Origin of the sequence: Nocardioides sp. (assembly GCF_036493135.1) — a bacterium.
GTDB lineage: Bacteria > Actinomycetota > Actinomycetes > Propionibacteriales > Nocardioidaceae > Nocardioides.
This window is the reverse complement of sequence record NZ_DASXQG010000001.1, coordinates 50,497-76,342: the sequence shown is the minus strand read 5'-3', so window position 1 is coordinate 76,342 and position 25,846 is coordinate 50,497. Positions and strand designations below refer to the sequence as shown.

Annotated in this window: 23 protein-coding genes, 2 tRNA genes and 1 pseudogene; 20 read left to right on the top strand and 6 right to left on the bottom strand. The window is 70.2% G+C overall.

Translation table 11 applies throughout. The features are described from left to right. Positions 1-417, bottom strand: a 417-nt coding sequence (locus tag VGJ24_RS00415) for a type II toxin-antitoxin system CcdA family antitoxin (RefSeq protein ID WP_331498449.1), incomplete at its 3' end; no start/stop codon positions are given. A gap of 151 nt (positions 418-568) precedes the next feature. Here VGJ24_RS00415 and efeU point away from each other — a divergent pair. The 4 genes from efeU to serA all read left to right on the top strand — a co-directional run bounded on the left by efeU (position 569) and on the right by serA (position 5,743). Then, complete coding sequence (gene efeU, locus VGJ24_RS00410; protein ID WP_331498448.1) at positions 569-1,447, top strand: iron uptake transporter permease EfeU; 879 nt, start codon at positions 569-571, stop codon at positions 1,445-1,447. A gap of 52 nt (positions 1,448-1,499) precedes the next feature. Further along, positions 1,500-2,663 (top strand): iron uptake system protein EfeO, encoded by a 1,164-nt coding sequence (gene efeO / locus VGJ24_RS00405; protein ID WP_331498447.1) that lies wholly within the window; start codon positions 1,500-1,502, stop codon positions 2,661-2,663. A 25-nt stretch (positions 2,664-2,688) separates the two neighbouring features. Continuing rightward, positions 2,689-3,960 carry an iron uptake transporter deferrochelatase/peroxidase subunit gene (gene efeB / locus VGJ24_RS00400; protein ID WP_331498455.1) on the top strand — a complete coding sequence of 424 codons (1,272 nt, stop codon included), beginning with the start codon at positions 2,689-2,691 and terminating at the stop codon, positions 3,958-3,960. A 196-nt stretch (positions 3,961-4,156) separates the two neighbouring features. Further along, complete coding sequence (gene serA / locus VGJ24_RS00395; protein WP_331498446.1) at positions 4,157-5,743, top strand: phosphoglycerate dehydrogenase; 1,587 nt, start codon at positions 4,157-4,159, stop codon at positions 5,741-5,743. A gap of 24 nt (positions 5,744-5,767) precedes the next feature. Here serA and VGJ24_RS00390 read toward each other — a convergent pair whose 3' ends face one another. After that, positions 5,768-7,219: a PLP-dependent aminotransferase family protein gene (locus VGJ24_RS00390; protein WP_331498445.1), complete on the bottom strand. Its 1,452-nt coding sequence runs from the start codon at positions 7,217-7,219 to the stop codon at positions 5,768-5,770. Positions 7,220-7,281: 62 nt separating this feature from the next. Here VGJ24_RS00390 and VGJ24_RS00385 point away from each other — a divergent pair, with 62 nt between their 5' ends. After that, positions 7,282-7,971, top strand: a complete 690-nt coding sequence (locus tag VGJ24_RS00385) for a hypothetical protein (protein WP_331498444.1) — start codon at positions 7,282-7,284, stop codon at positions 7,969-7,971. Positions 7,972-8,046: 75 nt separating this feature from the next. Then, the gene (locus VGJ24_RS00380; RefSeq protein WP_331498443.1) at positions 8,047-9,801 is read left to right on the top strand and encodes an APC family permease; all 1,755 of its coding nucleotides are present in this window, start codon (positions 8,047-8,049) and stop codon (positions 9,799-9,801) included. Between the two features lie 55 nt (positions 9,802-9,856). Here the strand turns inward: VGJ24_RS00380 and VGJ24_RS00375 are convergent, their stop codons facing one another. Further along, positions 9,857-10,426, bottom strand: coding sequence for a class I SAM-dependent methyltransferase (locus tag VGJ24_RS00375; RefSeq protein WP_331498442.1), 570 nt, complete (start codon positions 10,424-10,426; stop codon positions 9,857-9,859). Positions 10,427-10,826: 400 nt separating this feature from the next. Here VGJ24_RS00375 and VGJ24_RS00370 point away from each other — a divergent pair, with 400 nt between their 5' ends. The 7 genes from VGJ24_RS00370 to VGJ24_RS00340 all read left to right on the top strand — a co-directional run bounded on the left by VGJ24_RS00370 (position 10,827) and on the right by VGJ24_RS00340 (position 19,081). After that, positions 10,827-10,955 (top strand): hypothetical protein, encoded by a 129-nt coding sequence (locus VGJ24_RS00370; RefSeq protein ID WP_331498441.1) that lies wholly within the window; start codon positions 10,827-10,829, stop codon positions 10,953-10,955. A 30-nt stretch (positions 10,956-10,985) separates the two neighbouring features. Continuing rightward, on the top strand, positions 10,986-12,059 hold the full coding sequence (locus VGJ24_RS00365; RefSeq protein WP_331498440.1) for a 3-isopropylmalate dehydrogenase: 1,074 nt from the start codon (positions 10,986-10,988) through the stop codon (positions 12,057-12,059). A gap of 97 nt (positions 12,060-12,156) precedes the next feature. Further along, a complete protein-coding gene (locus VGJ24_RS00360) occupies positions 12,157-13,233 on the top strand; it encodes a branched-chain amino acid aminotransferase (protein ID WP_331498439.1) in 1,077 nt (358 codons plus the stop codon). Between the two features lie 69 nt (positions 13,234-13,302). Continuing rightward, entirely contained in the window at positions 13,303-14,937 is a 1,635-nt protein-coding gene (locus tag VGJ24_RS00355) for a protein kinase domain-containing protein (protein ID WP_331498438.1), read from the top strand. Between the two features lie 165 nt (positions 14,938-15,102). Beyond that, positions 15,103-15,807 (top strand): hypothetical protein, encoded by a 705-nt coding sequence (locus tag VGJ24_RS00350; protein ID WP_331498437.1) that lies wholly within the window; start codon positions 15,103-15,105, stop codon positions 15,805-15,807. A 196-nt stretch (positions 15,808-16,003) separates the two neighbouring features. Beyond that, a complete protein-coding gene (gene cimA / locus VGJ24_RS00345) occupies positions 16,004-17,620 on the top strand; it encodes a citramalate synthase (protein ID WP_331498436.1) in 1,617 nt (538 codons plus the stop codon). Positions 17,621-17,689: 69 nt separating this feature from the next. Next, entirely contained in the window at positions 17,690-19,081 is a 1,392-nt protein-coding gene (locus tag VGJ24_RS00340) for an amidase (protein ID WP_331498435.1), read from the top strand. Positions 19,082-19,093: 12 nt separating this feature from the next. Here VGJ24_RS00340 and VGJ24_RS00335 read toward each other — a convergent pair whose 3' ends face one another. From VGJ24_RS00335 to VGJ24_RS00325, 3 genes are read right to left on the bottom strand one after another with little or no spacing between them, the layout of a single operon-like run. Continuing rightward, positions 19,094-19,360, bottom strand: a complete 267-nt coding sequence (locus VGJ24_RS00335; RefSeq protein ID WP_331498434.1) for a DUF2087 domain-containing protein — start codon at positions 19,358-19,360, stop codon at positions 19,094-19,096. A 38-nt stretch (positions 19,361-19,398) separates the two neighbouring features. Continuing rightward, positions 19,399-20,211 (bottom strand): 3-methyladenine DNA glycosylase, encoded by an 813-nt coding sequence (locus VGJ24_RS00330; protein ID WP_331498433.1) that lies wholly within the window; start codon positions 20,209-20,211, stop codon positions 19,399-19,401. Positions 20,212-20,215: 4 nt separating this feature from the next. Then, positions 20,216-20,830 (bottom strand): pentapeptide repeat-containing protein, encoded by a 615-nt coding sequence (locus VGJ24_RS00325; RefSeq protein ID WP_331498432.1) that lies wholly within the window; start codon positions 20,828-20,830, stop codon positions 20,216-20,218. Between the two features lie 62 nt (positions 20,831-20,892). Here VGJ24_RS00325 and VGJ24_RS00320 point away from each other — a divergent pair, with 62 nt between their 5' ends. The 7 genes and pseudogenes from VGJ24_RS00320 to VGJ24_RS00290 all read left to right on the top strand — a co-directional run bounded on the left by VGJ24_RS00320 (position 20,893) and on the right by VGJ24_RS00290 (position 25,841). Continuing rightward, on the top strand, positions 20,893-21,702 hold the full coding sequence (locus VGJ24_RS00320) for a fumarylacetoacetate hydrolase family protein (RefSeq protein WP_331498431.1): 810 nt from the start codon (positions 20,893-20,895) through the stop codon (positions 21,700-21,702). Continuing rightward, the gene (gene gltX, locus VGJ24_RS00315; RefSeq protein WP_331498430.1) at positions 21,699-23,177 is read left to right on the top strand and encodes a glutamate--tRNA ligase; all 1,479 of its coding nucleotides are present in this window, start codon (positions 21,699-21,701) and stop codon (positions 23,175-23,177) included. Before VGJ24_RS00320 ends, gltX begins: the two co-directional genes overlap by 4 nt. Continuing rightward, positions 23,174-24,145, top strand: coding sequence for a CPBP family intramembrane glutamic endopeptidase (locus VGJ24_RS00310; protein ID WP_331498429.1), 972 nt, complete (start codon positions 23,174-23,176; stop codon positions 24,143-24,145). The genes gltX and VGJ24_RS00310 overlap by 4 nt, the downstream gene beginning before the upstream one ends. A 77-nt stretch (positions 24,146-24,222) precedes the next feature. After that, positions 24,223-24,294, top strand: a tRNA-Gln gene (locus VGJ24_RS00305). Between the two features lie 78 nt (positions 24,295-24,372). Continuing rightward, positions 24,373-24,445, top strand: a tRNA-Glu gene (locus tag VGJ24_RS00300). 48 nt (positions 24,446-24,493) lie between these two features. Further along, positions 24,494-24,717 (top strand): annotated as a pseudogene (locus VGJ24_RS00295) (integrase core domain-containing protein); the annotation flags it as partial. 170 nt (positions 24,718-24,887) lie between these two features. Beyond that, a complete protein-coding gene (locus VGJ24_RS00290) occupies positions 24,888-25,841 on the top strand; it encodes an alkaline phosphatase family protein (RefSeq protein ID WP_331498428.1) in 954 nt (317 codons plus the stop codon). The last annotated feature ends 5 nt before the right edge of the window (positions 25,842-25,846 follow it).

The window sequence follows — 25,846 nt, the reverse complement described above, 5'->3', positions numbered from 1 at the left end:
CCGGGCCTGCTCGACCGCGCGTTCCGCCACCGTCTCCAGTGCGTCCGCCCGGCCGCCGTCCTTGGCCCGGCCACGCAGCTCGTCGACGACGTCCTCGGGAACGATGTCGGCCGCGGAGAGGACGGTGACCGCGAGACCGTTGGACTCGACCACGGTCGCCACCACGTGCACGGCGGTGGCCTTCTCGCCGGCGGTCTCGGCGGACTTCGCCGCATCGGCCAGCACGCCGTACGCCCGCTTGGTGAAGTTGCGTGACAGGTCGTCCGTCCCGTCCCCCACGGGCGCCAGGAGACCGGTCTGCGCCTGGGCCACGGCGTCGGCCAAGGCCTGCTGGCACACCGCTGAGACCGGGATGCCGGACGCCTTGACCTCCGTGGCCAGGTCGTCGGGCAGGTAGACGTTGATCTTCGGTGACATGTCGGCTCCTCGAGATCGGTGTATAACCCCAAGATAACCCTAAGGCCTGAGGCTGTCACGCAGGTGGGGAAAGTACGCCGACGGGCGACGGTTGGACACGACTTCAGAGATAGGTTAGGCAAACCTAAGTCGTTGTCGTACAGTGTCGCCCATGTTGGGCAACTACCTGATCGGACTCCGTGAGGGGCTCGAGGCGTCGCTCGTGGTGACGATCCTGGTGGCCTACCTGGTGAAGTCCGACCGTCGTCACCTGCTGCCCCGCATCTGGGGTGGTGTGGCGCTCGCGATCCTGGTCAGCCTCGGGTTCGGTGCGCTGCTCACCTACGGCCCGCGCGGGCTGACCTTCCAGGCGCAGGAGGCGATCGGCGGCACGCTGTCGATCGTCGCGGTGGCGTTCGTGACCTGGATGATCTTCTGGATGGCTCGCGCCGCCCGCAGCCTGAGCGGTGAGCTCCGCGGGCAGATCGACCGGGCCGCCGACGGCGGCCGCTGGTCCCTGGTGATCGTGGCGATGCTCGCCGTGGGCCGGGAGGGTCTCGAGACCGCGCTGTTCCTCTGGGCGGCGACCCAGACGGCCACGGGTGCGCACACCGTCTCGACGGTCCCGGCGTGGCAGCCGATCACGGGCGCGCTGCTGGGCCTCGCGACCGCGGTCCTGCTCGGCTACCTGCTGTACCGCGGTGCCGTGAAGATCAACCTCGCGAAGTTCTTCACCTGGACCGGTGCCTTCCTGATCGTCGTGGCCGCCGGCGTGCTGGGCTACGGGTTCCACGACCTCCAGGAGGCCGGCATCCTCCCCGGCCTGAACAACCTGGCGTTCGACGTCTCGGGGACCATCGACGAGGGCAGCTGGTACGGCGCGGTGCTCAAGGGCGTCTTCAACTTCTCCCCCCAGACGACGGTGCTGCAGGCGACCGTCTGGACGGTGTACCTCGTCGTGACGATGACCTTCTTCCTCCGCGGCGTACGTCGTCGCGGCCGGCCGCAGGCCTCGACTGCGGTCGCGTCGCGTGACAAGCAGCCCGCCTGACCTCACGCCCCACATCGAACCGACCGACCCGCACCGAACGAAAGAGAACCCGATGCGCTTCGTCCTGCCCGTGGCCGCCCTGGTCACCGTGCCCCTCCTTGCCGCCTGCATTTCGAACACGAGCGACTCGGGCATCGTGGGCGGTGCGGGCGGCCCGATCTCGGTCACGTCGTCCGACAGCAGCTGCGACGTGTCCGCCGAGTCCGCCCCCGCCGGCAACCTGACCTTCAACGTCGTCAACGGCGGGTCGAAGGTGACCGAGTTCTACCTCTACTCCGCCGACGGCAAGCGGATCGTCGGCGAGGTCGAGAACATCGGCCCGGGCCTGCAGGGGAAGCTGATCGTGACCGCCGACGAGGGCAGCTACCAGACTTCGTGCCGCCCCGGCATGGCCGGCCAGGGCATCCGGGCCGACTTCACCGTGACCAAGCCCGCGGGTGGCTCAACGGCACCGTCGGCGGACGCCGTCCTGATCAGTCGCGCGCAGAACCAGTACCGGGTCTGGGTCCAGCACCAAGCCGACCTGCTGGTCGCCCAGACCAAGCGCTTCGTGACGGCGTACGAGCAGGGGAACGACGACCTCGTCCGCACGTTGTACCCGCAGGCTCGCTTCCACTGGGAGTCGATCGAGACCGTTGCCGAGTCGTTCGGCGACCTGGACCCGAAGACCGACGCCCGCGAGGCCGACCTGATGCCGGGTCAGAAGTGGACCGGCTGGCACCGGATCGAGAAGGACCTCTGGCCCCAGCGCGCCAAGAACTACACGCCGTTGAGCATCAGGCAGCGACATTTCTACGGCGACGACCTGCTCACGAACGTCACCACCGTCCGCGACCGGATCCGCTCCATCACCTTCACCACCGACCAGATCGCCAACGGCTCCTCGGGCCTGATGGAGGAGGTCGCGACCGGGAAGGTCACCGGAGAAGAGGAGTACTGGTCGCACACCGATCTCTGGGACTTCGCGGCGAACGTGAAGGGTGCCCGGGTGGCCTTCGAGGACGTCAAGCCGATCCTCGAGGAGCGCGACCCCGCCCTGGCGAAGACGCTCACCCATCGGTTCGCCGAGATCGACCGGCTGCTGGCCAGGCACGAGTCCGGCAACGGCTACGTGCTCTACACCGAGCTCAGCAGGGCCGAGGTCAAGCGGCTCGCAGACGCGGTCAACGCCCTCTCGGAGCCGTTGTCCCACCTGACCGCGGCCGTGCTGCCCTGACCCACCTGACGAGAAGGAGCGATCCATCCCCGAGCACAACGTCTCCCGACGCGGCCTGATCGGCGGCACCGTCGGGGTCGCCGGCGTCGCGGCCGGCTTCGCCGGCGGTGCCTGGTACGGCGACGACCGGGCGGAGTCGGACGCCACCACGGCGACCGGCTCCGCTGCGACGTACCCGTTCCGGGGTGAGCACCAGGCCGGCATCGTCACCCCGGCCCAGGACCGCCTCCACTTCGCGGCGTTCGACGTCACGACGCGCTCGCGTGCCCAGCTGGTGTCGCTGCTCGAGGCCTGGACGACCGCGGCCGCCCGGATGACCCAGGGCCTCCCGGCGGGGCCGGTCGGCCCGACCGAGGGTGCCCCGCTGGTCCCCCCGGACGACACGGGCGAGGCCATCGGGCTGCCCCCGGGTGGGCTCACGCTGACGTTCGGCTTCGGGCCGGGGATCTTCCGCGACGAGCACGGGCGTGATCGGTTCGGGCTCGCCGACCGACAGCCCGAGGCCCTGCGCGACCTGCCTCACTTCCCGGGCGACCAGCTCGACCCGGCGAAGTCGCGCGGCGACCTCTGCGTCCAGGCCTGCTCCGAGGACCCGCAGGTGGCCGTGCACGCGATCCGCAACCTCGCCCGCATCGGCTTCGGCACGGTCGCCGTGCGCTGGTCGCAGCTCGGCTTCGGACGTACGTCGACCACCTCGACCTCGCAGTCGACCCCACGCAACCTGTTCGGGTTCAAGGACGGCACGCTCAACGTCAAGGCCGAGCAGACCGCCGATCTGTCGACGTACGTCTGGGTGGGGCCGGACGACGACCAGGCCTGGCTCACCGGCGGCTCCTACCTGGTCGCGCGGCGCATCAACATGCACATCGAGACCTGGGACCGGCAGGGTCTGCAACCGCAGGAGGAGGTGGTCGGCCGGACCAAGGGAACGGGCGCGCCGCTGTCGGGCGGCTCCGAGTTCACCCCGCTCGACCTGGCCATGAAGGGCTCGAACGGGCCACTGATCCCGCTCGACTCCCACGTCTCGGTCGTCAGCCCCGAGCGCAACGAGGGCGTCCGGATGCTGCGTCGCGGCTACAACTTCGTCGACGGCTCCAACCCGCTCGGCGGTCTCGACGCCGGCCTGTTCTTCATCGCCTACGTGCGCGACCCGCGGACCCACTTCATCCCGCTGCAGACCAGGATGGCGAGCCACGACGCGATGATGGAGTACCTCCGGTTCACCAGCTCCGCGGTCTTCGCCGTACCGGCCGGGACGCAACCGGGGGAGTACGTCGGCCAGGCACTCTTCGCCTGACCGGAACGCCGAGTCGTCAGATGGCGACTCGGCGTCGGTGTCTCCAGGGCGGCGGCGACGCGGACACGCCGCCACTCCATCCGGACAGCCTCGGGACGGTGCTACCAGTCCGGTAGAGTCGAACGGGCACAGCGTCGTGCGGGAGCCGTTCGGACTCCGCCCATCCCAGACCTCTCACCCTGAGGACATCGCTGCTGTGAGCAATCCCGTCGTACTCATCGCCGAGGAGCTCAGCCCCGCCACCGTGGAGGCTCTCGGGCCCGACTTCGAGATCCGGCACTGCAACGGCGCCGACCGCGCCGAGCTGCTGTCTGCGATCACCGACGTGGACGCGATCCTGGTCCGTTCCGCCACCAAGGTCGACGCCGAGGCCCTGGCCGCGGCCACGCGCCTGAAGGTCGTGGCCCGTGCCGGGGTCGGCCTCGACAACGTCGACGTCCGGGCCGCCACCCAGACCGGCGTGATGGTGGTCAACGCGCCCACCTCCAACATCGTCAGCGCCGCCGAGCTCGCGATCGGCCTGCTGCTCGCTGCCGCCCGACACATCAGCCCTGCCCATGCGTCGCTGCGCAACGGCGAGTGGAAACGGTCGAAGTTCACCGGCATCGAGCTCTACGAGAAGACCGTCGGCATCGTCGGACTCGGACGCATCGGCGTCCTGGTCGCGCAGCGCCTGGCGGCGTTCGGGATGGACGTGATCGCCTACGACCCCTACGTTCAGGCCGGCCGGGCCGCCCAGATGGGCGTGCGGCTGGTCGACCTCGACACCCTGCTGGCGGAGTCGGACTTCATCAGCGTCCACCTGCCGAAGACTCCCGAGACCGTGGGCCTGATCGGCACCGACGAGCTGGCCCGGACCAAGCCGTCGATGGTCCTGGTGAACGCCGCGCGTGGCGGCATCGTCGACGAGGCTGCGCTGTACGCCGCGCTCAAGGAGGGCCGGATCGCGGCCGCCGGCGTCGACGTCTACGCCAAGGAGCCGTGCGCCGACAGTCCCCTCTTCGAGCTGGAGAACGTCGTCGCGACGCCCCACCTGGGCGCCTCGACCGACGAGGCCCAGGAGAAGGCCGGCATCGCGGTCGCGCGGTCTGTTCGGCTCGCGCTGTCCGGCGAGCTGGTGCCCGACGCGGTCAACGTCCAGGGCGGCGTGATCGCCGAGGAGGTCCGCCCGGGCATTCCGCTCACCGAGAAGCTCGGCCGCATCTTCACCGCGCTCGCCGGCGAGGTCGCCCAGCAGATCGACGTCGAGGTACGCGGCGAGATCACCGAGTACGACGTGAAGGTGCTCGAGCTCGCCGCGCTCAAGGGCGTGTTCACCGATGTCGTCGAGGACCCCGTCACCTACGTCAACGCGCCACTGCTCGCGGCCGAGCGCGGGACCGCGGTACGCCTGGTGGCCGAGAACGAGAGCCCCGACCACCGCAACCTGATCACGATCCGCGGCACCCTGGCCGACGGCTCGCAGGTCTCGGTCGGCGGCACCCTGGTCGGCATCGGCCAGCGCGAGCGGCTGGTGTCGGTCAACGACTTCCCGGTCGACCTCGAGCCCACCGACCACCTGGCCTTCTTCACCTATACCGACCGTCCGGGCATGGTCGGCACGGTCGGCCGGATCCTCGGCGACAGCTCGGTGAACATCGCCGGCATGCAGGTCTCGCGCGACAGCAAGGGCGGGCACGCTCTCGTCGCGCTGTCGGTCGACTCGGCGATCCCGGCCGAGGCGCTCGCGGAGATCGAGCAGGCGATCGACGCCACCACGCTGCGCGCCGTCGACCTCGCGTGACGCCGCGCCGCGCCGCTTGACGTCTCAGGCGACCATCACGCGGGACCGGCCTCCGTCGCTGCGGGTGGGCCCACTTCTGACCGCGACCCAGGCCGCGGCGAGGCGGTCGACCGCGTCGCGGAGCTCGTCCTCGGGGCGGGTGAAGGGGATCCGTACGAACGAGTCGAACCCGCCGTCGATGCCGAAGACCGGCCCGGGTGAGACCATCACGCCCTGGCGCTCGGCCTCGGTCGCGAGGGCGGCCGCGCCTCCGCGCCGGGCCGACGGAGGCAGCTCGCACCACAGCGAGAGCCCGCCCCGGGGGAGCCGGAACCTCCAGTCCGGCAGCCTCTCCGAGATCTCCGCGGCGAGGGCGTCTCGCTGGACCCGTAGCCGGGCGCGGTGGTTCGTCCAATGCTCCTCGCGCCGTTCGAGCAGCCGCGCCGTGACCAGCTGCTCGTAGACCGGCGAGCCGAGGTCGAGCGCCACCCGCGCCCCGACGAGGCGCTCGGTGACGTCGGCGGGACAGCGGATCCAGCCGACCCGGAGCCCGCCCCACAGGCTCTTGCTCGCACTGCCCAGGGTGATCGTCGTCTCCGGCGCGTACGACGCGAACGGTCGCGGCATCGGCCGTCCGTCGAGCCGCAGCTGGGCGTGTGACTCGTCGACGACCGCGACCGTCCCCGCCCGCCGCAGGATCGCGGCGTACTGCTCGCGCTCGGCGTTGCTCATCAGGTTGCCGGTGGGGTTCTGGAAGTCGGGGATCAGGTAGGCCAGCCGCGGTCGCGCGTCGCGCACCACCCGACCGACCGCGTCGAGGTCCCAGCCGTCGACGTCCATCGGCACCGCGACGTGCCGGGCACCGGCCCGGCGGAGGGCAGCGTGGGCGTTCGGGTAGCCCGGCGACTCCACGAGCACACGCTCCCGCGGACCGACCAGTGCCTGGGCGACGATCATCAGCGCCGACAGGGCGCCGGGGACGACCAGGATCTGCTCCGGCTCGGTGGTCAGACCGCGCGCGTCGTACGTCTCGGCGACCGCCTCCTGGAGCGCGGGCAGGCCGGTCGGGAAGTAGCCGTGCCCACCGAGGTAGAGCGGCAGGTCTTGCACGGCGTCGGCGTACGCCGCGGCGATGCCGGGCGGTGCGGAGGGTGCCGCACAGCTCAGGTCGACGACGTCGTCGTTGCCGATGTGGGGCGTGAGGGTCCGGTCGAGTGCCTGACGTCGACCGCCGGGGACGCGCGTGTAGGTGCCCGATCCCTGCCGGGCCACCGCGAACCCGCTCTCGACCAGCGAGGCGTAGGCCCGGCTGACGGTGGTGCGCGAGACGCCGAGCGCAACGCTCAGGTCGCGCTCGCTCGGGAGCCGGAGGTCGGTGTCGACGCGCCCGTCACCGATCAGCATGCGCAGCTCGTCGGCGAGGCCGGCGTATGCCGGTTGCCGGTCGAAGTCGCCTGCCAGCGAGGCGAGCCGGGCAGCGGCAATGGATCCCGTCATGCAGTCCACTGTCTCACAATTGGCTATTGAGAAGTAGTCCAATCGTGGGCCACCCTGGATCCGTGACCACCGTGGCACCACCCACCCCCATCGTGCTGAGCGACCTCGGCCCGATCGCGCAGCTGCGCACCGGTCGGCTGAGCAGGCGCCTGGTCCAGCTGTACGCGGGCCTGCTGCTCTACGGGTTCTCGATCGCGCTGATGGTGCGTGGCCACCTCGGTCTGGCCCCGTGGGACGTGCTCCACTCCGGACTCACCCACCACTTCCCGATCGACATCGGCCAGGCACTGGTGATCGTCAGCTTCGTGGTGATGCTCGTCTGGATCCCGCTGCGCGAGATGCCCGGGCTCGGCACGATCTCGAACGCGATCGTGATCGGCGTCTCGACGGACCTCTTCCTGGTGGCGCTGCCGACCCCCCACGTGATCGGGGTGCGCGCGGGCTTCCTGGTGACCGGCATCGCCCTGCAGGGCCTGGCCACCGCGGCGTACATCGGCGCGCAGTTCGGACGCGGCCCGCGGGACGGGCTGATGACCGGCCTGGCGCGGCGTACCGGACGCTCGATCCGCCTGGTCCGGACCCTGATGGAGCTGACCGTCGTGGCGATCGGGCTGCTGCTCGGTGGCGTCGCCGGCATCGGCACCATCCTGTACGCCGTCTCGATCGGCCCGCTCAGCCAGGCCCTGCTGCCGCCTCTCATCGTCGCACCGGCCGCAGTGACGACTCGCCCAGCGAACGGAGCTGCCGCATAGAAGTCCTCTAGGACTAATCTCGTCGAGGCTCTGGCGGAGGCCAGTCGGGGGAGCCTCTCGAGAGAGGTCCAGCTCATGTCGGTGGATGTGACCAGTGACTCTGGTACCAGCAGCGGCGGCAAGTCGAATGTCGAGCTCGCGCGTGACATCGGTCTGATCGGTCTGCTCTGGGCGTCGATGGGTTCGATCATCGGGTCGGGGTGGCTGTTCGGAGCACAGAAGGGCCTGTTCAACGCCGGACCCGCGGTGTTGATCTCGTGGGTGATCGGCGGCCTCTGCATCCTGATCCTCGCGCTCGTCCATGCCGAGCTCGGCGCCATGTTCCCGCTCTCGGGAGGCTCGGCTCGATTCCCCCACTACGCGTACGGCGGCATCGCCGGAGCGGGGTTCGGCTGGTTCTCCTGGATCCAGGCCGTGACGGTCGCGCCGATCGAGGTGTCCGCCGCGATCCTCTACGCGACCCACTACAGCTGGGCCAGCGGCTGGCTCCACCCCGACGAGACCCTCACCCACACCGGGCTCGTCGTCGCCATCCTCCTGATGGCGCTGCTCGCGTCGGTCAACTACCTCGGCGTCAAGGCGCTCGCCAACACCAACACCGTGCTCACGTGGTGGAAGGTCGGCGTGCCCCTGGGCACGATCCTGGTGGTCGCGCTCTTCGCCAGCGGCGGCATGCACGGGTCCAACTTCCACGCCGCAGACGGCTTCAACCCCTACGGAGTCAAGGGCATCCTGCTGGCGATCCCGTTGAGCGGCATCATCTTCGCCTACCTCGGCTTCGAGCAGGCCGACCAGCTGGCGGGCGAGTCGAAGAACCCCAAGCGCGACATCCCGATCGCGGTGATCGGCTCGATCGTGCTCGGCCTGATCATCTACATCCTGCTGCAGCTGGTGTTCCTGCTGGCACTTCCCGCCAGCTCCATCGGCGCGAAGTGGTGTGACGGCAACCCGAACGACGTCGCCGGGTGCCTGCCGGCGCAGCTGGCGAACGGGGCGGCGAACCCCGCAGTCCACGGCCTCTACTCGACGTTCTCGGGTCCGTGGGCGCAGCTCGCGGCGCTGGTGAGCCTCGGTTGGCTCGCGACGGTCCTCTACATCGACGCCGTGATCTCACCGCTCGGCACCGGGCTGATCTACACGGCGGCGGGTGCGCGGGTGTCCTACGGCCTGGCCCGCAACGACTACTTCCACTCGGTGTTCGGCCGGCTTACCAGCGCGCGCGTCCCGTGGGTCGGGGTGCTGGTCTCGTTCCTCGCGGGGATCATCTGTTTCCTGCCGTTCCCGAGCTGGCAGTCCCTGGTGGGACTGATCACGAGTGCCTCCGTGCTGATGTATGCCGGCGCTCCGCTCGCGTTCGGCGCCTTCCGCAAGCGTCTGCCCGACCAGGAGCGGCCGTACCGTCTGCCGCTGGGCGAGGTGTTCTCGCCGGCTGCGTTCGTGGTCTCGACCTGGATCATCATGTGGTCCGGCTGGGAGACCAACTGGAAGCTCGGGATCCTCGTCCTGATCGGTTGCCTGCTGATCTTCAACCGCGAGATGCGGCCCGAGGTGCTGAACCTCAAGGCGGCGGGCTGGCTGCCGGTGTACCTGGTCGGGGTCGGAGCCATCACCTTCTTCTCCACGTTCAGTGGTCGCACCAATCCGGGGCACGTGATCGGCGGGACCACCGGTCTGGCTCCCGTCCTCTGGGCCCAGGTGTTGAGCGCGGTCTTCGCACTGGCCATCTACTACTGGGCGATCGCGGTCGCGCTGCCGACCAAGACCATCCAGTACATGATCGACGAGGTCGTCGTCCCCGAGGAGGAGGGCCTGGAGTCCCTCGGTCACTGACACCTCACGATGGCGAAGGCCGCGGTCCGGGGCCTTCGTCGTTCGTGCGGGACGTCTAGCGCCGGGTGGCGATCACGGCGGAGGTGTCGGGTGCCACGAGCACCTCGACCGCGGCGAACCGGTCGTCGCTGAGCCACTCCTCGCGCAGCGTGTCGACCCGGCCGTCGAAGATCGGCGGCCATGAGCTGCACGGCGTGAAGTCGTCGAGCACCACGATGCCACCGGCGTCCATCAGCTCGACGACCTTGTCGGGGCCCGACGCGGAGGGCTTCCCGGAGTCGAGGAACAGCAGCGAGAACGGGCCACGGTCGAGCATCGTCGACCAGTCGGCGGCCAGCACCTCGACCTGGTCGTCGTCCGCGAAGATCTCAGCCGCGGCCTCGGCCAGGTCGGCGTCGAGCTCGGCGGTGAGGATGCGGGTGTCCTGGCCGCGTACGCCGGACCGCAGCCAGGCGGTTCCCACGCCGCAGCCCGTGCCGAACTCCGCCATCGTCCCGGCGCGCGTGGCGGCGAGGGCGGCGAGCAGGCGCCCCGTCTCGTTGCGGCAGAAGGAGACGTAACCGGCACGACGGGACACGTCGAAGGCGCGGGTGACGATCTCGGGCAGCTCCGGGGGCGCGCTCATCGGTCGATCCTCACGTCACCGAGTCTCTCATCCCGGAATACCCGTCTCGCATGGTGAGCGGCTCCGGTCATCCGGCTGCGTTGGGCGAGCGCTCGTCGTACCGTGGTCACATCATGCGGAGCGTGTTCGTACTTATCGAGCGCCGCGGCGGGTCCTGACAGACGGGACCGACTCGCCGCGGTGTTCGGCGTTTGCGCCCCAGGTCCTGTCAGATCCACCCGACGAGCCGCTCCGCGGCGGATCCGCACAAGACCTCTCTTCTCGCGCGATCCGCGATCCCGAGCTCTTGATCTCGTTCGTGAGACCCACGACCGGATGCGCCGGCTCCGCCACGCGGCGGCTCGTCGTCCACCATCACCACCGATGAACAGATGAACCGATGAAGACGAGGAGCAGTTCCGTGTACGACATGTACCCCGACACGTGGGGTCCCGCCAATCACCAGCCCGAGAACCCGTACAGCAACGAGGCCCTGCAGGCCTCGCTCGACCTACGGGACAACGGCGGTCAGCGTCCGGACGACAACTAGTGCTCGTCGACGAGCACTAGCCTCACGCCCATGACGTCCGACTCGATGCCTCGCTCCACGACCACCTCGATCCGGGTGGCCGTGATCGGTGGCGACGGCATCGGGCCCGAGGTGACCGCCGAGGCGCTCAAGGTCCTCGAGGCGGCGGCCCCGGTGAAGATCGAGCAGACCCGCTACGACCTCGGAGCCGAGCGCTACCTCGCCACCGGAGAGGTGCTGCCGGACTCCGTGCTCGACGAGATCCGCGGCCAGGACGCGATCCTGCTCGGCGCGGTCGGGGGCAGGCCGGGGGATCCCCGGCTCCCCCCGGGCATCCTCGAGCGTGGGCTGCTGCTCAGGCTCCGGTTCGAGTTCGACCACTACGTCAACCTGCGTCCGTCCCGGATCTACCCCGGTGTCCCGTCGCCGCTGACCGACCCCGGCGAGGTCGACTTCGTCGTCGTGCGGGAAGGCACCGAGGGCCCCTACACCGGCAACGGCGGACGCCTCCGGGCGGACACGCCGGCCGAGGTGGCGACCGAGGTCAGCCTGAACACGGCGTACGGCGTGGAGCGCGTGGTCCGCGACGCGTTCACCCGCGCGTCCCGGCGGCCGCGCAGGAAGCTGACGCTCGTGCACAAGACGAACGTGCTGGTCCACGCCGGCGCACTCTGGTCGCGCGTCGTGGCCGAGGTCGGCTCCGAGTTCCCCGACGTGAGCGTCGACTACCTCCATGTCGACGCGGCCACGATCTTCCTGACCACCGACCCGGCGCGGTTCGACGTCGTGGTCACCGACAACCTGTTCGGCGACATCCTCACCGACCTCGCCGCCGCCGTGACCGGCGGCATCGGCCTGGCCGCCTCGGGCAACATCAACCCCGAGCGCACGACCCCCTCGATGTTCGAGCCCGTGCACGGCTCCGCGCCCGACATCGCCGGGCAGGGCGTCGCCGACCCGACCGCGGCGATCCTCTCCGCCGGTCTCCTGCTGGACCATCTGGGCTACCGCGAGCAAGCAGCCCGCGTCGAGAGGGCGGTGACCCAGGACGTAGCGGCGCGCAACCCGGAGCGCGCCCTTCGTACTCCGGAGATCGGCGACGCGATCGCGGGCCGGCTCACCTGAGGCCGGACGCTGTCCGGAATCACCGCGTCGGCGGTGGTTCCTGTGGCTCCTGTGACTCAAGACCGAGACTGACGAGAGGTGGACTAACGTGCGTCGTATGGAGATCAGCACCACCCTCACCAACGAGCCGGTCGCCGACGACCACCTGGCGGAGATCCTGGCGAACCCCGGCTTCGGGGCGTACTTCACCGACCACATGTTCACGGTGCGGTGGAACCCCGCTGAGGGTTGGCACCAGCCCGAGATCACGCCGTACGGGCCACTCACGCTCGACCCGGCGACCGCGGTGTTCCACTACGCCCAGGAGATCTTCGAGGGGCTGAAGGCCTACCGTCACGACGACGGCAGCATCTGGGCGTTCCGCCCTGAGGCGAACGCCGAGCGGATGGTGCGCTCCAGCCGGCGCCTCGCCCTCCCCGAGCTCCCGCCGGGCGACTTCGTGCAGGCGGTCGAGGAGCTGGTCCGCGTCGACCAGCGCTGGGTGCCCGACGCCGCGGGCGAGAGGAGCCTCTACCTGCGTCCGTTCATGATCGCCACCGACCGGTTCCTGGGCGTCCGGCCCGCCGAGCACGTCACGTTCATGGTGATCGCCAGCCCGGCCGGCGCCTACTTCAAGCGCGGCCCGATGCCGGTGACGCTGTGGCTCACCACCGACTACACCCGCGCCGGCCGTGGCGGCATGGGCGCAGCCAAGACCGGCGGTAACTACGCGTCGTCCCTCGTCGCACAGCAGGAGGCCACGGCGCACGGCTGCGACCAGGTCGTCTTCCTCGACGACCAGGACTTCCGGTACGTCGAGGAGCTCGGCGGCATGAACATGTACTTCGTCTACGCCGACGGCCGGATCGTGACCCCGCAGCTCGGCTCGATCCTCGAGGGCATCACCCGCGGCAGCATCATCGAGCTCGCCGGGAAGATGGGTCACCAGGTCGAGGAGCGGAAGATCTCCATCGACGAGTGGCGCGACGGCATCGCCGGCGGCGAGATCAGCGAGGTGTTCGCGTGCGGCACCGCGGCCGTCGTCACCCCCGTCGGCTCGCTGAAGTGGGACGGCGGCGAGACCCCCGAGGTCGCTGAGGCCGGCGAGGTCACGATGAAGATCCGCCAGGCGCTCGTCGACGTCCAGTACGGCCGCGCCGACGACACCTTCGGCTGGATGCGCCGCATCTGCTGACGCCAGGATTCGCCGCGACCGGAGCTGCGGCTGACCTGCCGGGTCGCCCCCGGCCGGTACCGTGAGGGCGTGTCCGTCCAGCCCTCTCCCGCGCGCACGGTCGGGGAGTACACCCTTCTCGCCCGCCTCGGTGAGGGCGGGATGGGTGTCGTCCACCTGGCTCGGAAGGGAGACGGTCCCCGGGTCGCGCTGAAGGTCCTTCGCCCCCACATCGTGGGCGACGACGAGGCGCGCCGACGACTGGCCCGTGAGGTGAGCTCCCTCGAGCGCATCCGCAGCCGGTGGATCGCCGAGATCGTGGATGCCGACCCGTGGGGGCCCACGCCGTACGTCGCGACCCGCTACGTCCCCGGGCTGAGCCTGCACGACCACGTGCCGCTCGAGGGACCCATCACCGGGTCCGACCTGGCCTGGTTCGCGCGCTGCCTGGCCGAGGGAGTCGCCAGCGTGCACGCCGTCGGTGTCCTGCACCGCGACGTCAAGCCCTCCAACGTGCTCCTCGAGGGCCGCACCCCGATCCTGATCGACTTCGGCCTGGCCCGCGTCGCCGACGACCCCAAGCTCACCCACACCGGCTGGCTGCTCGGCACCCCGGGCTATCTCGCGCCCGAGATCCTGTACGGCGACGACGCGACCACCGCGTCGGACGTGCACTCCTGGGCGGCGACGGTGGCGTTCGCCGGCACGGGTCATCCGCCCTTCGGTCGTGGACCGTCGATGGCGATCATGGACCGCGTACGCCGCGGCGAGCACGACCTCGGCGGGTTGCCCGATGACCTGCGGGCCGTGGTCTCGGCCGCCCTCGACCCCGACCCGGCGAGGCGAATCGCGATCCGCGAGATCATCGCGCGACTGGGCGGCGACGTCCCGCCCGCGCGGCCGGCCGGCGGCCCGCTCATGGACGACCCGTTCACCCTGCCGCTCGCGCTGGCCGCCCAGGACGAGGCCGCTGCCCCGACCGCCGTCTCACGCCAGACCCCGGTGGCGGGGGCGGATGAGCCCTACGACCAGACCCGCGACCCGGCGTACGCCCAACCGGCGCGGACCCTCCACCTCCCGGCGGACCGGCCGTGGGCCGCGGACGGTCCCGCCGGCGCAGATCCGGACGATCTGCCGGTCGACCTCGAGCCGTCCCCTGCCCGCGCGAGCACCGCGATCGTCCTCCGGCGCGGAGTCGTGGTGGTCGCGCTCGCCCTGGTCGTCGGCGCCGCGACCGCCGCGTGGCCCTATTGGGGCCTGGCGCTCGTGCTGGGTGGCTCGTGGCTCCTGCGCACGTGCACGATGACCGTCACCGCGCACGGCGATCGTCGTCGGCTTCGCGGCGCCCGGTGGTACGACGTACTGCTTGCGCCCCTCACGGCGCCGTGGTATCTCCTCGCCGCCGTCCCGGGCGCGCTGCTGCTCGCGATCTGGGCGCTCGGCATCGGGGTCGCCGGGGCCCTGCTGTGCTACGCGGCCGGCGCCTCGACCGCGGCCACGCTCTTCGTCGCCGGACTCTGCGTGGCAGCCGGTCTGTGGCTCGGGCCGGGCGCCTCCCACGTCCGCTGGCCGGTGCGCGTGGTCGCGCACGCGATCGCGCGACGTACCGGACGCTGGGCGGTACTCACGGTGGTGCTCGTTTCTCTCGCGGGTTTCCTGGGCCACCAGGCCTCCCCCGACAGCGGCTGGTCGCCGTTCGGGAGACCACCGCTGATAGGCCGTTGAGCCCCAGGGCTCATAGTCCGTTCGGACCACGTGATTTTGCCTGGTCAGTGTTCGTGTCTCGCATACAGGCTGCCTCGCCGTTCATTACCGTTCCTTCTGCCGGGCACCACGCCCGGCGCTCTTCTGCGGGGGGAGAGCACTCGTTGATTCCGGGGGGAATTTCCTATGACGTCGCATGTCGACGACAAGCCCACGACGCCGACTGTCGGCCGTCGTGCCGTGGCGCGCGGCGCTGCCTGGAGCGTCCCGGTCGTGGCTCTGGCCATGGCCGCGCCCGCGGCCGCTGCCACATCGAGCACCTGCAAGGGTGGCGTCCTGAGCTGGGACAGCTTCGCCAACGGTGACCAGACCGGCAAGGTCCTCGTGACGACCGGTAACACCGGCGTCACCGTCAGGGTGACCACCAGCGGCGCCGACACCGCGGCGAACAACGGAGGCGTCACCAGCACGACCACCGGCGGCACGTCCAAGGTGATGCGCTTCTACGACCAGAACGGCGTGAACAACACGTCGCAGACCGTGACGATCACGTTCAGCCAGCCCGTGCGCAACGTCTCGTTCTCGTTCCTCGACGTCGACTCCTCGAGCAGCCGATGGAACCGGGCGTACGAGGACCTCGTCTGGATCGTCAGCCCGGGCTCGTGGATCGGCACGACGCACAGCAACGTGAAGGGCGCCGGCACGGCTGCCAACCCGTACCGCGCGGTCAACACGGACAGCCCCGCGGACGGCTCCAGCAACGCCTCGAACGTCGACCTGACGTTCACCGGCCCGCTGACCCAGATCGTCTTCGTCTACGGCCAGGACGGCACGGTGGACGGCACGCCGTTCATCGGGATCTCCGACCTGACCTTCCAGTACTGCACCTGATCCTCCGAACCCCGGTCGGCCGGATCGTGAGATCCGCCGGCCGGGGATCCCGCCTCGTGCCAGCATGGTCCTCGTGAGCACCACCATCATCATCACGTAGCGCGTCGGGGACTTTCCGACGCGCAGACCTCTCGTCCCGACGGGGGGTCTTTTTGTTTCCCCGACACGACCGGTACGACGACCAGGACGGCACGCGATGGACCTGCAGGGCGACTTCCACGTCTACGACACGACCCTGCGCGACGGCGCGCAGCAGGAGGGCCTGAACCTCTCCGTCGCCGACAAGCTGACCATCGCCCGCCAGCTCGACGAGCTCGGGGTCGGGTTCATCGAGGGGGGTTGGCCGGGCGCGAGCCCGAAGGACACCGAGTTCTTCGCGCGGGCGCGCGACGAGCTCACTCTGCGTCACGCCCGGCTGACGGCGTTCGGCGCGACTCGGCGGGCGGGTGTGCGCGCGGCGGACGACCCGCTGGTCGGGGCGCTGCGGGACAGCGGCGCGTCGGTGGTGACACTGGTCGCGAAGTCACACCCACGGCACGTGGAGCTCGCGCTGCGCACGACGCTGGCGGAGAACCTCGAGATGGTCCGGGACACGGTCGGCCACCTGGTCGCCGAGGGGCAGCAGGTGTTCCTCGACGCGGAGCACTTCTTCGACGGCTATCGCGCGGATCGCGACTACGCGCTCGAGGTGCTGCGCACGGCGTACGACGCCGGCGCGGAGGTCGTGGCCCTGTGCGACACCAACGGCGGGATGCTGCCCGGCTGGGTGGCCGATGTCGTGCACGACGTGGTGGGGACGACGTCCGGCCGGGTCGGGATCCACTGCCACAACGACACCGGGTGTGCGGTCGCCAACACCCTGGCCGCGGTCCAGGCGGGGGCGACCCATGTGCAGGGCACGATCAACGGGTACGGCGAGCGCACCGGCAACGCCGACCTGGTCGCGGTGGTGGCCAACCTCGAGCTCAAGCTCGACCGGTCGGTCCTTCCCGACGGTCTCCTCGGTGAGGCCACGCGCATCGCCCACGCCGTCGCCGAGGTCACCAACGTGCCGCCGGCGTCGCGCCAGCCGTACGTCGGGGGCTCCGCCTTCGCGCACAAGGCCGGGCTGCACGCGAGCGCGATCAAGGTCGATCCCGCCCTCTACCAGCACATGGACCCGGTCGGCGTCGGCAACGACATGCGGCTGCTGGTCAGCGACATGGCCGGGCGCGCGTCGATCGAGCTGAAGGGTCGCGAGCTCGGCTACGACCTGTCGGGCGACCGCGACCTCGTCGACCGGGTGACCTCGCGGGTCAAGGAGATGGAGGCTCGCGGTTACACGTTCGAGGCCGCGGACGCGTCGTTCGAGCTGCTGCTGGCCGAGGAGGCCGACGGCCGGCGCCCGTCGTACCTCACCGTCGAGTCGTGGCGGGTGATCACCGAGACGCTCACGCACGCGCGGCCGGGTGACGAGGCCGTCTCCGAGGCGACCGTGAAGGTGGTCGCCGAGGGGGTGCGGTACGTCGAGACCGGCGAGGGCAACGGGCCGGTCAACGCGCTCGACCAAGCGTTGCGGCAGGCGCTGGTGCGGGCGTTCCCCGAGGTCGCCAAGTTCGAGCTGATCGACTACAAGGTGCGGATCCTCGACCCCTCCCTGCCCGGTGGCCACGGCACCGACGCGATCACTCGCGTGCTGATCGAGACCTCCGACGGGGAGTCGTCGTGGGTCACCGTCGGCGTCGGCCACAACGTGATCGAGGCGTCGTGGGAAGCGCTGCTCGACGGGATCACCTTCGGCCTGCGCCGTCACCGAGCCGGGGTGCCCGGATAGTACGTATCAAACGGCCGCCAGCCGTTTGATACGTACTATCCGGCGGGCGGCCGGGCTAGCGTCAGTCGCGTGACCGAGCTCCACGACCTGACCGCGCTGGAGCAGGGTGACGCCGTACGTCGCGGCGAGACGTCGCCACGGGAGCTCGCGGCCCACTACCTCGAGCGGGCGGACGCGGTCGGCGCCTTCGTCACACGCACGCCCGAGCGTGCCCTGGAGCGTGCCGGGTCGCTGCTGCCGGCGCCGACTGATGCGGGCCTGCTGTACGGCGTACCGACCGCGATCAAGGACCTGAACCTGACCGCCGGGGTGCGCACGACGTTCGGGTCCGCGGCGTACGCCGACTTCGTGCCCGACACCTCCGACGGCGTCACGCTGTCGATCGAGGGCGCCGGGATGGTCAGCCTCGGGAAGACCAACACCCCCGAGTTCGGCTCGCCCTGCTACACCGAGTCCGACGTCGCGCCGCCGGCGGTGACGCCGTGGGACCCGACCCGGATGGCCGGTGGGTCGTCGGGCGGTGCCGCGGCCGCGGTGGCCGCGGGGCTCGTGCCGGTGGCCCAGGGCTCGGACGGCGGCGGCTCGATCCGCATCCCTGCCTCGTGCTGCGGCCTCGTCGGGCTGAAACCCACGCGCGGCCGGATCAGCGGCTGGCCGATGTACGGCGAGATCACCGGGCTCGCCACCGGCGGGTCGCTCGGCCGGACCGTTCGCGACGCGGCCGCCCTCCTCGACGTACTCGCCGGCCGGCGTGCCGGCGACCCGTCGTGGGCCCCGGCGCCCTCGTCGTCGTTCCTGTCGGCCTGCGACCGGGAGCCGAGGCGCCTACGGATCGCGCGCTTCATCGAGCCGGTGATCGCCGACGTCGTGGTCGACCCCGAGTGCGTGGCCGCGTGGGAGTCGGCGTCTGCCTTGCTCGCCTCGCTCGGTCACGAGGTCGAGGACATCGCCGTCCCGATGCCGCGCGACGCGGTGCCGACGTTCGAGATCTGCTGGGCGGTGCTGACGGCGCTGTCGCCGGTCGCGCCGGATCAGGAGGAGCTGCTGCGACCGCTCACCCGGTGGCTGGCCGGGTCGGGGCGGGCCGTGAGCGGGCCGGAGTTCGGGCTGGCGCTCGGCGCGATGCGCCGGTATGCCGCCGACTGCCTCACCGCTCTGGCGCCGTACGACGCGGTGCTCACGCCGACGCTCGCCGTACCGCCTCTGCCGGTCGGCGCGCTGCGCGACGACGACGACCCGGCCGCGGACTTCGAGGCGCAGAAGCGCTTCACCCCCTGGACCTCGGCGTGGAACGTGACCGGCATGCCGGCCGTCTCGCTGCCGCTGCACCGGACGCCGTCCGCGCTGCCGGTCGGAGTGATGCTGGCGGCCCGGCCGGCCGAGGAGGAGCTGCTGTTGTCGCTCGCCGCCCAGGTCGAGGCCGCGGCACCCTGGGCCGACCGCCACCCACCCGGGTGGTGAGTCCGCGCGGCGTCAGACCTCGAAGGTGCCTCCTGAACGCCAGTAGAGGTTCTCCTCCCGGGTCATGAAGCCGTGGTCGACCAGGTACCGCCGGAACAGTGCGTAGTCCGGGTGGAAGGTCGTGATCAGCTCGTTGACCTCGGCCTCGGTGTAGCGACGGCCGGGCTCGAACCTCTGCGCCAGGTGGTCGAGCACCACCATGAGCTTCCACGGCTTCGTCGGCACGACCCGCAACCGGCCGTCCTCACCCAGGAAGTTCTGGAGCACCCGGTCGTCCATACGACAACCGTAGTCAGGTCGCGCGCAGGGTCTGGGGACTATCGGGAGGGACGTTCTGGCAGCTGCTCACACACGGTGATCAGCCGCTCGCGCAGAGGAGTGGCGCGTTCGGCGAAGGTGCGCTGGTGCGCGGCGTACTCCTGCTTCCCCGCCGGCGTCTCGATCCGGATCGGGGAGAAGCCGAGGTCGGCGAGGTCGTACGGCGCGGCCCGCATGTCGACTGTCCGCACGTCCCACGCGAGCACGAAACAGTCGGCCACGAGGTCCGAGCCGACCAGTGGCCAGAGCCGGAAGGCGTGCTTGTAGAGGTCCATGGTGGCGTGCAGGCAACCGGGCTGCTCGTACGCCGACCGGTCGCCGGGGCCGGGCCGGAGCTCGTTGAGCGGAGCGGCGGACGGCGTGAAGAAGCGGTAGGCGTCGAAGTGGGAGCAGGCGATGCGGTGCGACTCGACGACCTCGTCGGTCCCGGCGGCGCCCAGGCGGAGCGGTACCGGATGTCGGGTCTCGTCGATCCCGTGCACCATCGCCCACTCGTGCAGGCCGAAGCAGGCGAACGTCGGAGTCCGTGCGGCCGTCGCGCGCAACAGCTCGAGGGTCGAGGCGACCAGCGGCCGCCGCTTCTCGAGCAACGACGCGGATCCAGACTCCGGCCACCCGGGCTGCCAGTCGAGCAGCTTGGCGGGGGAGAAGGAGTAGTAGGTGAAGAGGAAGTCGTGCACCGGGTGCGGCACCCCGGCTCGACGACGTGCCAGGTGCGGCTCGACGTACGGCGCGAGGCGGGCCCGATGACGCGCACGCTCGTCGGTGGTTGAGGAGGTCGCTCTGCGACCGTCTCGAAACCACCCGCGCACGACCTCAGTCTTCAAGATCGACCACGGCCCCGTGCAGCTCCGCGAGCATCACCGCGGCCCGCAGGTCGATCCTGGTCTCCTTCAACGTCGCCGAGGTCAGGTCCACCCGGTCGACAGACGCCTTTCTCAGGTCGGCCCGGGTGAGGTCGGCATCGCGCACGGTCGCCCCGTCCAGCCGCGCACGACCCAGCACGGCGCCCGTCAGGTCGGCCATCGACAGGTCGGCGTCGCGCAGGTCGACCCCGCTGAGGTCCACTCCCGCCAGGCTCGCGCCGCGCAGGGTCACCGACCCCCACGCCCCACCCACGACCGTCAGTGGCCGCAGCGTGCACTCGGAGAACACCGAGCCGGTCAGCTTGCACCCGTCCAGCGTGGCCGTGAAGAAGCTGGTCCGCCGGAAGTCGCAGCCGACGAACGCCGTCGCCCGGTGGGTCGAGGCGTTGAAGCGACAGGTGTGGAACGTGCAACCCTCGAACGTCGTACCGCTCGTGGTCGCCTCGGTGAGGTCGACGTCGGCGAACACGCAGTCGACGAAGCGCACCGCGCCGATCTCCGCGCCGTACCAGTCCTCGTCGCGGATGCTCTCGCCCTCCGCGCCCCGCTCCAGCACGTCGCTCATGCCCATCAGGGTAAGCCGGTCGGATGAGGGTCCGAACGGTCCCGATGGATAGGCTCGGGTCCGTGCGTATCGCGAGGTTCACCACGGGCGAAGACCCGGCGTACGGCGTGGTCAGCGGCGACCTGGACGAGTTCGGCCAGCCCGCCGGGGACAGCGTCGTCGTCGAGCTGTCCGGGGACCCGCTGTACGCCGGCATCCAGCCGACCCAGACCGAGCACCTCCTCTCGGACGTCCGTCTGCTCGCGCCGGTGATCCCCCGCAGCAAGGTCGTGGCGATCGGCCGCAACTACGGGGGCCACGCCGCCGAGCTCGGCAACGAGGTGCCCGATGAGCCGCTGATGTTCCTCAAGCCCAACACCTCGGTGGTGGGTCCGGGCGACCAGGTCCGCTACCCGCCGCAGAGCGAGCGGGTCGACTACGAAGGCGAGCTCGCGGTCGTCGTCGGTCGCATCTGCCGGGACGTCCCGCCGGAGCAGGCGACCGACGTGATCTTCGGCTACACCATCGCCAACGACGTGACGGCTCGCGACCTGCAGAAGAAGGATGGCCAGTTCACGCGCGCCAAGGGCTTCGACACGTTCTGCCCGCTCGGGCCGTGGATCGAGACCGACCTCGATCCGCAGGACTTCATGGACGGCGTCGGCATCCAGACCCATCTCAACGGCGACCTGGTGCAGGACGGCTCGACCAAGGACATGGTCTTCGACATCCCGACCCTGGTCGCCCACATCACCAGCGTGATGACGCTGCTTCCGGGTGACGTGATCCTGACCGGTACGCCCGAAGGCATCGGCCCGATGCAGCCCGGCGACGAGGTCGAGGTGTCGATCGCCGGGCTCGGCGCCTTGACCAACACGGTGGTGAAGCGATGAGTGACCCCGTCCTCGGCGACACGCAGCCGTCGGATGTCCGCGTCCGGTTCCCACCCAGCCCGACCGGCAACCTCCACGTCGGCAACGTGCGCAGCGCGTTGTTCAACTGGGCCTTCGCCCGCCACTACGGCGGCACCCTCGTGCTGCGCATCGAGGACACCGACCTGGCCCGCAACACCGTCGAGGGCTACCGCTCGATCATCGACTCGCTGAACTGGCTCGGCATCGACTGGGACGAGGGACCGGAGGTCGGCGGCGACAACGGCCCCTATCGTCAGTCCGAGCGATTTCCGATCTATGCCGAGGTCGCGCAGGCGCTCCGCGAGGAGAGCCTGGCCTACGACTGCTACTGCAAGAACGACGAGGTCGACGCGCGACGCAAGGCCAGCGGCTCCAAGAACCAGGGATACGACGGATTCTGTCGCGAGCTCGACCCCGACCAGCTGGCCGTGTGGCAGGCCGAGGGGCGGATGCCGGTGCTGCGTTTCCGGATGCCGTCCGAGCCGATCGTGTTCGACGACCTGGTGCGTGGCGAGGTGGGGTTCCTGCCGGAGAACGTGCCGGACTTCGCGATCCTGCGCGCCAACGGTGACCCCTTGTACACGCTCGTCAACCCGCTCGACGACGCGATGATGGGGATCACCCACGTGCTCCGCGGTGAGGACCTGCTCTCGTCGACCCCGCGGCAGATCCCGCTCTACGAAACGCTGCACCGGCTCGGCGTCGGGAACGGTCCGCCGCGCTTCGGACACCTGCCGATGGTGATGGGCGAGGGCAACCGCAAGCTGTCCAAGCGCGACCCGGGGTCCGGTCTGCTGGAGTACGTCGACCGTGGCTTCCTGCCCGAGGGGCTGCTGAACTACCTCGCGCTGCTCGGCTGGGGCATCGCCGAGGACCGCGACATCTTCACGATGCAGGAGATGGCCGAGGCGTTCGACATCCAGCGGGTCAACCCGAACCCCGCGCGCTTCGACATGAAGAAGCTCGCGGCGGTCAACAGCGCTCACATGCGGCGGATCTCCCTGCCCGACATGACCGAGCGGGTGATCCCGTTCCTGGCCGAGGCCGAGCTCGTCGACGAGCCGATCACCCCCGACCAGCGCCGGTTGCTCGACGCCGCGATGCCGTTGGTGCACGAGCGCATCAACACGCTGTCGGAGTCGGTGCCGATGCTCGGGTTCCTCTTCGTGGACGAGGACTCGTTCAGCCGGACCGACGAGATCGACGACGCCGGCCGCGACGTGGTTCGCGCGGCGTACGACGCACTGTCCGGGCTCGGCGAGTGGACCACGGCCGCGATCGAGGGCGGACTGCGTGCGGCGCTGGTCGAGGGGTTGGGACTCAAGCCGCGCAACGCCTTCGGCCCGGTCCGCGTCGCGGTCACCGGGAGCCGGGTCAGCCCTCCGCTCTTCGAGTCACTCGAGCTGCTCGGCCGCGAACGCTCGCTCAAACGCCTGCAGTCGGCGCTGACATGACTCTTCCCGGGTCGACCTGGCTCCGGGGCCCGGTCGCCCCGGACGGTCTGGCGTACCACCGGATCCAGGAGGCGGGCCGCCCCGGCGTGTGGCGGCCACTCGTCGGCATCGTGCTGATGTTCCTCGGGTTCGTCCTGTTCGGCGCGGTGATCGCGACGATCGTCTTCCAGGCCGTCTACCTGGTCACCGGTCAGGGCGCCGTCGACGTGGCCCGGCTCGCAGACCTGACGAAGCCGACCCCGGCGGGGCTGGCGTTCCTCAACGTCGCGCTCGCGACGTTCATCCCGCTGGCCATGCTGACCACCAGATTCGTGCACGGCATCGCGCCACGATGGCTGGCCTCGGTCCGGCCCCGCATCCGGTGGCGCTACCTGTTCGCCTGCCTCGCCGTCTCGGTCGTCGCGCTGATCGCGACACTGGTCGTCGGCGCGGTGCTGCCCGGCCAGGACGGCGACGTGAGCGGGCACGCCAACAGCTTCACCACGACGACGTTCCACTACGTGCTGGTGATCCTGCTGCTGACGCCGTTCCAGGCGGCCGGCGAGGAGTACGTCTTCCGTGGCTACCTCACCCAGGCGTTCGGCGGGATGTTCCACTCGGCCTGGGTGGCGGTCCTGCTCCCGGCGTTCCTGTTCGGACTCGCCCATGGTCTCGGCCAGAGCCCACCGGTCTTCTTCGACCGGTTCGCGTTCGGGGTCGTCGCCGGGATCCTCGTGATCCGCACCGGCGGACTCGAGGCCGGCATCGCGATGCACGTGCTCAACAACTTCCTGGCCTACGGCATCGCACTCACCTACAGCGACATGGCCTCGACCCTGAACCCTTCCGGTGGGAGCTGGTGGAGCATCCCGGTGACCCTCACCCAGTCACTGGTCTACCTCGTGCTGGCGGTCGCCGTGAGTCGCCGGATGGGACTGGCGACCACCACCAGCGCGCGCGTTTTGGAGGCCCCACGGAGCCGCGTGTAAGGTTTCCCGGCGGTCGACCGAGCACCCCGCGACCCGCTCTCCAGGGGGCGGCTGAGGCGCGAAAGCCGGTCAATCATTGGGGTATGGTGTAATTGGCAGCACGGCTGATTCTGGTTCAGTTAGTCTAGGTTCGAGTCCTAGTACCCCAGCGAAATTCCCGGCCCAGGCCGGGATTTTGAACGTCCGGGGGCCTTCGATACAGTCACTCGTCGCGTCTTCGCGCGCTTGCCCCCGTTGTGTAGTGGCCTAGCACGCCGCCCTCTCAAGGCGGTAGCGCCGGTTCGAATCCGGTCGGGGGTACAAGTCGGAAAAGCGTGTCCTGACAGCGGAAACGCTGGGCGGGGCCGCGATCACGGGTCCAGTACTTGTCCGTGGCCTAACTCCGGGCACCTCGCGACAGCGGCCATCAAACCCTCGACCGGTGCCGTCGGGTCCTCGCACGACAACGCGCTCGCAGAGTCGGTGATCGGGCTCTACAAGCCGAGCTGATCAAGCCGAGGCGGCCGTGGAAGGGCGTCGATGACCTCGAGGTCGTCACCGCCCAATGGGTCGATCGGTTCAACCACCGCCGTCGCGAGGTGCCGGTGCCTCGGCACATCCGGCGTCGTTCGTGATGACTTTGAACCCGACCGAAGCGGAATGACTCGCCCGGCGCCTGGTCGGCTGATCGTCACGCACGCTGCACTGTGATGGCCGGTCGATGCGACCTGCCGTTTTGGTCTTCGCGGGTACCGTCCCGCGCATGACGCTGGGTCGGGCTCCGGTGCTCGCGGTCGTGCTGGGGTTCGTGCTCGCCGGCTGCGGCGGCGCGCACAGCTCGAGCGTCGCGTCGACGGACTTTCCGTCCCCGACCCACCACTCGCCGGGGTCAACCGGTACGCCGACGCCATCCAGTCCGACCACGCACGCGGCATCGGCGGGGGCCACCAAGCTCCTCGTGTTCATGATCGAGAACAGCTCGCTCTCCGAGATGCAGTCGCAGATGCCGTGGACCTCCCAGTTGGGCACGACGTACGGCTATGCGACCGACTTCCACGCGATGACCCACCCGTCGCTGCCGAACTACCTCGCCATCGCAGGCGGATCGACGTTCGGCGTCCAGGACGACCTCAGCCCGCCGGACCACCCGCTCAGCGGTGCCTCTGTCTTCGGCGAAGCGCTCGCCCACGGACTCACCGCGCGCGTGTACGCCGACGACATGCCGGCCCCCTGCACCCTCACGAACGCAGGGCAGTACGCCGTGCGGCACAACCCCTGGACCTACTTCACCTCCGAGCGCGGCGAGTGCCAGACCTTCGACACCAGCCTCGACCGCTTCCCCCACGACGTACGCACCGGTCATCTGCCCGACGCCGGGATGGTGGTGCCCGACCTCTGCGACGACGCGCACAACTGTTCGCTGGCGACCGCCGATGCGTTCATCCGCCAAGGGGTCGGGCTCGCGATGTCGGGGCCGGACTTCCGCTCCGGTCGGCTCGCCATCGTCGTCACGGCCGACGAGGACGACCACACGCAGGGCAACGTCATCCTCACGATCCTGGTTCACCCGAGCGTGCGCGGTGTCGTCGCGAAGAGCCCGCTCTCCCACCTGTCGCTGTCGCGGCTCTACAGCCAGGTCCTCGGTCTGCCGCCCCTGCGGCAGGCGGCCACCGCTCCGTCGATGGCGAAGGCGTTCGGGCTCGCCCTCGGGCGTTGAGGCGT

Coding starts and splice junctions, on each gene's coding strand:
- efeU (WP_331498448.1), top strand. CDS start 569: ATGTTGGGCAACTACCTGATCGGACTCCGTGAGGGGCTCGAGGCGTCG.
- efeO (WP_331498447.1), top strand. CDS start 1,500: ATGCGCTTCGTCCTGCCCGTGGCCGCCCTGGTCACCGTGCCCCTCCTT.
- VGJ24_RS00390 (WP_331498445.1), bottom strand. CDS start 7,219: ATGACGGGATCCATTGCCGCTGCCCGGCTCGCCTCGCTGGCAGGCGAC.
- VGJ24_RS00380 (WP_331498443.1), top strand. CDS start 8,047: ATGTCGGTGGATGTGACCAGTGACTCTGGTACCAGCAGCGGCGGCAAG.
- VGJ24_RS00375 (WP_331498442.1), bottom strand. CDS start 10,426: ATGAGCGCGCCCCCGGAGCTGCCCGAGATCGTCACCCGCGCCTTCGAC.
- VGJ24_RS00365 (WP_331498440.1), top strand. CDS start 10,986: ATGACGTCCGACTCGATGCCTCGCTCCACGACCACCTCGATCCGGGTG.
- VGJ24_RS00360 (WP_331498439.1), top strand. CDS start 12,157: ATGGAGATCAGCACCACCCTCACCAACGAGCCGGTCGCCGACGACCAC.
- VGJ24_RS00350 (WP_331498437.1), top strand. CDS start 15,103: ATGACGTCGCATGTCGACGACAAGCCCACGACGCCGACTGTCGGCCGT.
- cimA (WP_331498436.1), top strand. CDS start 16,004: ATGGACCTGCAGGGCGACTTCCACGTCTACGACACGACCCTGCGCGAC.
- VGJ24_RS00335 (WP_331498434.1), bottom strand. CDS start 19,360: ATGGACGACCGGGTGCTCCAGAACTTCCTGGGTGAGGACGGCCGGTTG.
- VGJ24_RS00325 (WP_331498432.1), bottom strand. CDS start 20,830: ATGAGCGACGTGCTGGAGCGGGGCGCGGAGGGCGAGAGCATCCGCGAC.
- gltX (WP_331498430.1), top strand. CDS start 21,699: ATGAGTGACCCCGTCCTCGGCGACACGCAGCCGTCGGATGTCCGCGTC.
- VGJ24_RS00310 (WP_331498429.1), top strand. CDS start 23,174: ATGACTCTTCCCGGGTCGACCTGGCTCCGGGGCCCGGTCGCCCCGGAC.
- VGJ24_RS00290 (WP_331498428.1), top strand. CDS start 24,888: ATGACGCTGGGTCGGGCTCCGGTGCTCGCGGTCGTGCTGGGGTTCGTG.